General features: G+C 62.6%; 7 protein-coding genes. 6 read left to right on the top strand and 1 reads right to left on the bottom strand.

The features are described 5' to 3' along the window. Positions 1-1,490, bottom strand: a 1,490-nt coding sequence (gene fixL, locus BM222_RS39480) for a sensor protein FixL (RefSeq protein WP_092239981.1), incomplete at its 3' end; no start/stop codon positions are given. 202 nt (positions 1,491-1,692) lie between these two features. On the opposite strand from fixL, the gene BM222_RS39475 reads away from it, so the two are divergent. From BM222_RS39475 to ccoP, 6 genes are all read left to right on the top strand, one after another. After that, positions 1,693-2,523 (top strand): universal stress protein, encoded by an 831-nt coding sequence (locus BM222_RS39475; RefSeq protein WP_092239980.1) that lies wholly within the window; start codon positions 1,693-1,695, stop codon positions 2,521-2,523. Positions 2,524-2,561: 38 nt separating this feature from the next. Beyond that, positions 2,562-2,987, top strand: a complete 426-nt coding sequence (locus BM222_RS39470; protein WP_092239979.1) for a CBS domain-containing protein — start codon at positions 2,562-2,564, stop codon at positions 2,985-2,987. 189 nt (positions 2,988-3,176) lie between these two features. Further along, positions 3,177-4,826, top strand: a complete 1,650-nt coding sequence (gene ccoN, locus BM222_RS39465) for a cytochrome-c oxidase, cbb3-type subunit I (RefSeq protein ID WP_092239982.1) — start codon at positions 3,177-3,179, stop codon at positions 4,824-4,826. Between the two features lie 10 nt (positions 4,827-4,836). Continuing rightward, positions 4,837-5,571, top strand: coding sequence for a cytochrome-c oxidase, cbb3-type subunit II (ccoO, locus tag BM222_RS39460; RefSeq protein WP_092239978.1), 735 nt, complete (start codon positions 4,837-4,839; stop codon positions 5,569-5,571). A 14-nt stretch (positions 5,572-5,585) separates the two neighbouring features. Next, the gene (locus BM222_RS39455) at positions 5,586-5,750 is read left to right on the top strand and encodes a cbb3-type cytochrome oxidase subunit 3 (RefSeq protein WP_092239977.1); all 165 of its coding nucleotides are present in this window, start codon (positions 5,586-5,588) and stop codon (positions 5,748-5,750) included. Positions 5,751-5,756: 6 nt separating this feature from the next. Then, positions 5,757-6,632: a cytochrome-c oxidase, cbb3-type subunit III gene (gene ccoP / locus BM222_RS39450; protein ID WP_092239976.1), complete on the top strand. Its 876-nt coding sequence runs from the start codon at positions 5,757-5,759 to the stop codon at positions 6,630-6,632. Positions 6,633-6,786: the final 154 nt, after the last annotated feature.

The following is a 6,786-nucleotide window of genomic DNA, read 5'->3' as shown; positions in this document are numbered from 1 at the left end:
GTGAAGCGGAATGTCGCGCCGCCCGATGCGTTGTTCTCGGCGACCATGCGACCGCCGTGAGCCTCGATGATCGAGCGGCTGATCGACAGTCCCACACCCATGCCGGTCTCTTTGGTGGTGAAGAAGGTTTGAAACAAGTTTGGAATGACGTCGTCGCGGAAGCCAGAGCCGGTGTCGGACACCTCGACCTCGATCATGTCTCCGGCGCGGCTATTGGTGACGACGAGCTCGCGCAGCGGCGACTGCGCCATCGCCTCGAGTGCGTTGCGGAACAGATTGACCAGAACCTGCTGGATCTGCACGCGGTCGGCGAGGACGAGGTCAGCGCCGGGATCGAGCTTGAAACGAAGCTGCACGTTCTGCTCGCGTGCGCCGGCGAGGCCGAGTGCGCCGGCTTCCTCGATCAGCTTCGACAGGCTCTCGACCCGCTTCTCGGACTCGCCGCGGGAGACGAAGTCACGCAGGCGCCGGATGATCTGGCCGGCACGCAGCGCCTGCTCCGAGGCGCGATCCAGCGCGCTCTCGATCTTCGTAATATTCGGATCGGTGCTGCCGGCCAACAGCCGCCGCGATCCCTTCATGTAGTTACTGATCGCCGCCAACGGTTGATTGATCTCATGGGCGAGGGCGGAGGCCATCTCGCCCATCGCCGTCAGCCTGGAGACATGGACGAGCTCGGACTGCAGTTCCTGGAGTCGCGCCTGAGTCTGCTGCTGCTCGGTGAGGTCGCGGACGAAGCCCGTAAAATAGGGCTCGCCGCCGGACTGCATCTCGCCGATCGACAGATGCATCGGGAATGTGGTGCCGTCGCGGCGCTTGCCGGTGACGATGCGACCGATGCCGATGATGTGCGGATCATTCGTCGAGCGATAGCGCGCGATGTAGCCGTCGTGGCGGGTTCGGTCTGGCTCGGGCATGAGGATACTGACGTTCTGCCCGATCGCCTCCTGCTCGGACCAGCCGAACAGGCGCTCGGCCGCCGTCGAGAACAGCTGGATGATGCCGCGACCGTCGATGACGATCATGGCGTCGGGAATGGTGTGGAGGATGGAGCGCAGGTGAGTCTCGCGCGTGCGCAGCGCTTCCTCGACCTGCTTCTCCTCGTCGATATCGAGGAAGATGCCGGACAGGTGCCGCGCGAGCCCGGCATCATCCCTGATCAGACCGGCGCGGGCCCTGATCCATTTGCCCCGATCGGAAGTGCCGGCAATCCTGAAGGAGACGTCGAAGCCGCCACCGTGCTCGATGACCTCCTTGATCGCAGTCTCGACGCGCGTGCGATCCGCGGGCGCAAGGCGCGACAGGAAGAGATCATAGCTCGCAGGCGCGCCCCGCTCGATGCCGAGCAGCATCCGCGCGGTCTCCGACCATTCCAACTCGCGCGTCGCGAGGTCGAGATCCCAGGTGCCGACGCCGAACCCCTCGATCCGGACCCGGAAATGCTCGCCACGATGGTCGTCGGGCGGATGCGTGACGCGGGTCGGCGACAAATGCTTGCTCCAATTTGGTGGCGAAGAGCCGCGAGCCTGCCGGTAATTTCGCTCAAGGTAGCCTCCGAGGCAAGTTCCGATCTCTCATTTCGTCGGCGGATTTTCCGCTTCATGATGCGGAGCAATTTGATCTACCTCATTCTGCCGCGCTGCTACGGGCTTAAAAATGTGTACGAAAAGCTCACCTCGCCGGAGACTCCCGATGACATACGCGACCGTGATGGTTAGCCTGGCGCTGGATCAGCTCAATACCGCGCGTCTTCAAGTCGCGGGCGAGCTCGCCGAACGATTCGAGGCTGATATCGTCGGGATCGCTGCGGCGCGATTCGCCCCGCCGCTTTATTTCACTGATGGCGCCGAGGCCCAGCGACTGATCGATCAGGAGGAGGGCTCCGTCAAGCGACGCCTTGCTGATCTGGAGGCGCAATTCCGCGCCGCGACCCGGGCGCGCAGCGGGCGTGCGGAATGGCGCAGCGCTATGGATTTTCCCGCACGATACGTCCTGGCGCAGGCGCGTTGTGCCGACATCATCGTCAGCAGCGGGCAGAGCTCGACCTTCTCCGATGCCTTTTCGACGGCAAACCCAAGGGATCTGGTAATGCAGACCGGCCGGCCGCTGCTGATCGTGCCTGATCAAATCAGATGGCTCGATCTGCGCAGTGTGCTGGTGGCCTGGAAGGACACGGCCGAGGCGCGCCGCGCGGTCGCCGACGCGCTGCCGATGCTGCGCAAGGCCAAGGATGTTGTCATCGTCGAGATTCCGGAAATGGACGAGGACCGCTCGGCGGTGATGGCGCATGTCAGCGACGTCGCCGCCTGGCTCGCCCGCCACGGCGTCACCGCGACCGCGCGGGTCACGGAGGCGGGAAACGCAACCGCCGCCGTGCAACTGGGGAGGGTTGCCGACGATGTCGGCGCGAGCCTGATCGTCGCGGGTGCCTACGGTCATTCCCGCTTCCGCGAGCTGATTCTCGGCGGCGTCACGGAATATCTGGTTACGCAAACTGCGCGCTGCGTGCTGTTGTCGCACTGACGGTCCGCGCCGCACGGACAAATCGATGAGGACGTGCCGTGTACAAATTCCTTGAGCAGACCGTCGAAAGTTACATGACGCGCAACGTCAAGACCGTGCAGCGCGACCACAATCTGCTCGCGCTCAGCGAGATGTTCGAGCAGGACGATTTTAACTCCTATCCGGTCGAGGACGATGGTCAGGTCGTTGGCATCGTCACCAAATTCGACATCCTGAAGTGCTTTGCCTTCACGCCGAGTCAGATGCTGCCGCGCTATCACGACTTGATGAGCCGCAAGGTCGGCGACGTCATGACGCCGGAGTTCATCTACGTCAGTCCCGACACGCGGCTGACGCGCGTGCTCCAGATCATGGTCGAGCATCGTATTCGCAGCATCGTCGTGCTCGACGGCGCCCAGAAGCTGGCCGGAATCATCGCGCGCGAAGACGTCATCGCCGCGCTGAAGGCGACCGCGATCGACTGATGCCCTTCTTACCTTCTCCCCTTGCGAGGTCGCTTCGATTGACGCCGCGCGATGCCAAAGCGGTTGATGTCGCTTGCCGATCGGCATGAGCCCGACATGGACAGAAATCCATCTAACTTGATTTCAATCAATTCCCCGCGAGGGTGAATGTGGTTTCTGGACGGCGTGTTCTTTCAGAGAGAATCCGCGATGCCCCAGCCCTCCATCTCCAAAACCATGACGACAAGCGAAAGCGGCTTGGCGTTCATTTTCGCGGTGGCCGCCTTCCTGTGCCTGATCGCCTCGGCCAAGGCGCTCGATGCTCCGTTCGCCTTCCATGCCGGGCTGAGCGCGGCCGCGAGCCTGGCCGCGGTGTTCTTCATCATCAACCGCTACTATGACCGCCCGGCGGCGCTACCGCCCGCCGAGATCAACGGTCGGCCCAACTACAACATGGGCCCGATCAAGTTCTCCTCCTTCATGGCGATGTTCTGGGGCATCGCGGGTTTTCTGGTCGGTCTGATCATCGCCTCGCAGCTGGCCTGGCCCGCTTTGAACTTCGACTTGCAGTGGATTCAATTCGGGCGCTTAAGGCCGCTGCACACCTCCGCCGTGATCTTCGCCTTCGGCGGCAACGTCCTGATCGCGACATCCTTCTACGTGGTGCAGAAGTCCTGCCGCGCCCGGCTCGCCGGCGATCTCGCGCCCTGGTTCGTCGTGCTCGGCTACAATTATTTCATCCTCATCGCCGGCACGGGCTATCTGCTCGGCGTCACCCAGTCCAAGGAATATGCCGAGCCGGAATGGTATGCCGATCTCTGGCTGACGATCGTCTGGGTCACCTATCTGCTCGTCTTCCTCGGCACCATCCTCAAGCGCAAGGAACCGCACATCTTCGTTGCGAACTGGTTCTATCTCGCCTTCATCGTGACGATCGCGGTTCTGCATCTCGGCAACAATCCCGCGCTGCCGGTGTCGATCTTCGGCTCCAAGTCCTACATCGCCTGGGGCGGCATCCAGGATGCCATGTTCCAGTGGTGGTACGGCCATAACGCGGTCGGCTTTTTCCTGACGGCCGGCTTCCTCGCGATCATGTATTATTTCATCCCGAAGCGCGCGGAGCGGCCGATCTATTCGTATCGGCTCTCGATCATCCACTTCTGGGCGCTGATCTTCCTCTACATCTGGGCCGGCCCGCACCATCTGCACTACACGGCGCTGCCGGACTGGACGCAAACGCTCGGCATGACCTTCTCGATCATGCTGTGGATGCCGTCCTGGGGCGGCATGATCAACGGCCTGATGACGCTGTCGGGCGCCTGGGACAAGCTGCGCACCGACCCCGTGCTGCGCATGCTGGTCGTCTCTGTCGCCTTCTACGGCATGTCCACCTTCGAAGGTCCGATGATGTCGATCAAGGTGGTGAACTCGCTGAGCCACTACACCGACTGGACCATCGGCCACGTGCATTCCGGCGCGCTCGGCTGGGTCGGCTTCGTCTCCTTCGGCGCGCTGTACTGCCTGGTGCCGTGGGCGTGGAATCGCAAGGGTCTCTACAGCCTGAAGCTCGTCAACTGGCATTTCTGGATCGCCACGCTCGGCATCGTTCTCTACATCTCCGCGATGTGGGTGTCGGGCATCCTTCAGGGCCTAATGTGGCGCGCCTACACTTCGCTTGGCTTCCTCGAATATTCCTTCATCGAGACCGTCGAGGCGATGCATCCCTTCTACGTCATCCGTGCCGCCGGCGGCGCGCTGTTCCTGATCGGCGCGCTGATCATGGCCTACAATCTCTGGATGACCGTTCGCGTCGGCGAGCAGGAAGTCCAGATGCCCGTCGCTCTCCAGCCGGCGGAATGAGGAGCTTCCGATGTCGTTCTGGACACGCCACCAAGTCTTCGAAAAGAACTCGATCATCCTGATCGTCGGCATCCTGCTGGTCATCGCGATCGGCGGCCTTGCCGAGATCACCCCGCTGTTCTACCTCAAGAGCACAATCGAGGTGGTCGACGGCGTCAGACCCTACACGCCGCTGGAGCTGGCGGGGCGCAACATCTATGTCCGCGAGGGCTGCTATCTCTGCCACTCGCAGATGATCCGGCCCCTGCGCGACGAGGTCGAGCGCTACGGCCACTTCTCGCTTGCCGCGGAGAGCATGTTCGACCACCCGTTCCAGTGGGGGTCGAAGCGCACTGGTCCTGATCTTGCTCGCGTCGGCGCCAAATATTCCGACGACTGGCACGTGACCCATATGACCAATCCGCGCGCGATCGTGCCGCAATCGGTGATGCCGGGCTATCCGTTCCTCAGTTCAACTGAGGTCGACCCGTCGACCATCGCCGACCATATGCGTACCCTGCGGACCGTTGGCGTTCCTTATAGCGACGATCAGGTCGCCAACGCGGCCGCCGACATGAAGGCCCAGGCCGATCCTGACAATGCCGGCACTGATGCCTTCACCAAGCGCTACGCCAAGGCCGTCGTGCGCAATTTCGACGGCAAGGCCGGCACGCCGACCGAGATGGACGCGCTGATCGCTTACTTGCAGATGCTCGGCACGCTGGTCGACTTCAAGCTCTACAACGAGAAAGCCAATCTTCGCTGAGAAGGCATCCACCGATGAAAGCCATCCTGACACTCGACAATCTCGCGTCCGGTCTCGTGACCACGATCTGGACGCCGGTCTTCGTCGCGATCTTTCTCGCGATCGTCGCCTACGCATTCTGGCCCCGCAACAAGGCCGCCTTCGACGAAGCAGCCCGCCTGCCGTTGCGGGAGGAGTAAGAGATCATGACCGATCATCAAGGTGAATTCGATTCCGTCACCGGCAGGTCCACCACCGGACATGAATGGGATGGCATCAAGGAGCTCAACACGCCGCTGCCGCGCTGGTGGGTGATTACATTCTATCTCACCATCATCTGGGCGATCGGCTACTGGATCGTCTATCCGGCCTGGCCGCTGATCTCCAGCAACACGCGCGGCCTGCTCGGCTACTCGACGCGAGCGAACCTCGCGGTGGAGCTTGCCAATCTCGAGGCGCTGCGCGGCGAGAAGATGGCGGCATTGGCGGCGGCGCCGCTCGCCGAGATCGAGAAGGATCCGGCCTTGCTGGCGCTCGCGCGCGCCAAGGGCAGGACCGTGTTCGGCGACAATTGCGCACCGTGCCACGGCTCTGGTGCCGCCGGCGCCAAGGGATATCCGAACCTGAACGACGACGAGTGGCTGTGGGGCGGAACGCTCGAGCAGATCATGCAGACCATCCAGTATGGCGCACGGTCCGGTCACGCCAAGACCCATGAGGGCCAGATGCTCGCCTTCGGCAAGGACGGCGTACTGAAGGCGGACGAGATCGTCACGGTCGCCAATTATGTGCGATCGCTGTCGGGCCTCTCGACCCGAAAGGGCTACGATGCCGCCAGGGGCGCGAAGATCTTTGCGGACAATTGCGTCGCCTGCCATGGCGATGGCGGCAAGGGCAACCAGGAGCTCGGTGCGCCCAATTTGACTGACCAGATCTGGCTCTATGGCTCTGATGAGGCGACCCTGATCGAGACCATTAGCCAGGGCCGCGCCGGCGTCATGCCGGCCTGGGAAGGGCGGCTCGACCCGGCCACGATCAAGGCGATGGCGGTCTACGTCCACTCGCTGGGCGGTGGAAAATAGCTGAACATTATCAAGCGGGGTGAACAAAATCGCCCCCCGCTTGAGCTGGATCAATCGATGCGGCGGCGGGGGCTCTAGGTTTAATCGCACCTTCTCGAGACAACCCGCGCGATGAACAAGACCGTGAACCCGAACGACCTCACATCGGATGACG

Origin of the sequence: Bradyrhizobium sp. Gha (assembly GCF_900113735.1) — a bacterium.
Taxonomy (GTDB): domain Bacteria; phylum Pseudomonadota; class Alphaproteobacteria; order Rhizobiales; family Xanthobacteraceae; genus Bradyrhizobium.
The sequence above is the reverse complement of the archived record's forward strand: the minus strand, read 5'-3'. Positions and strand labels throughout refer to the sequence as shown.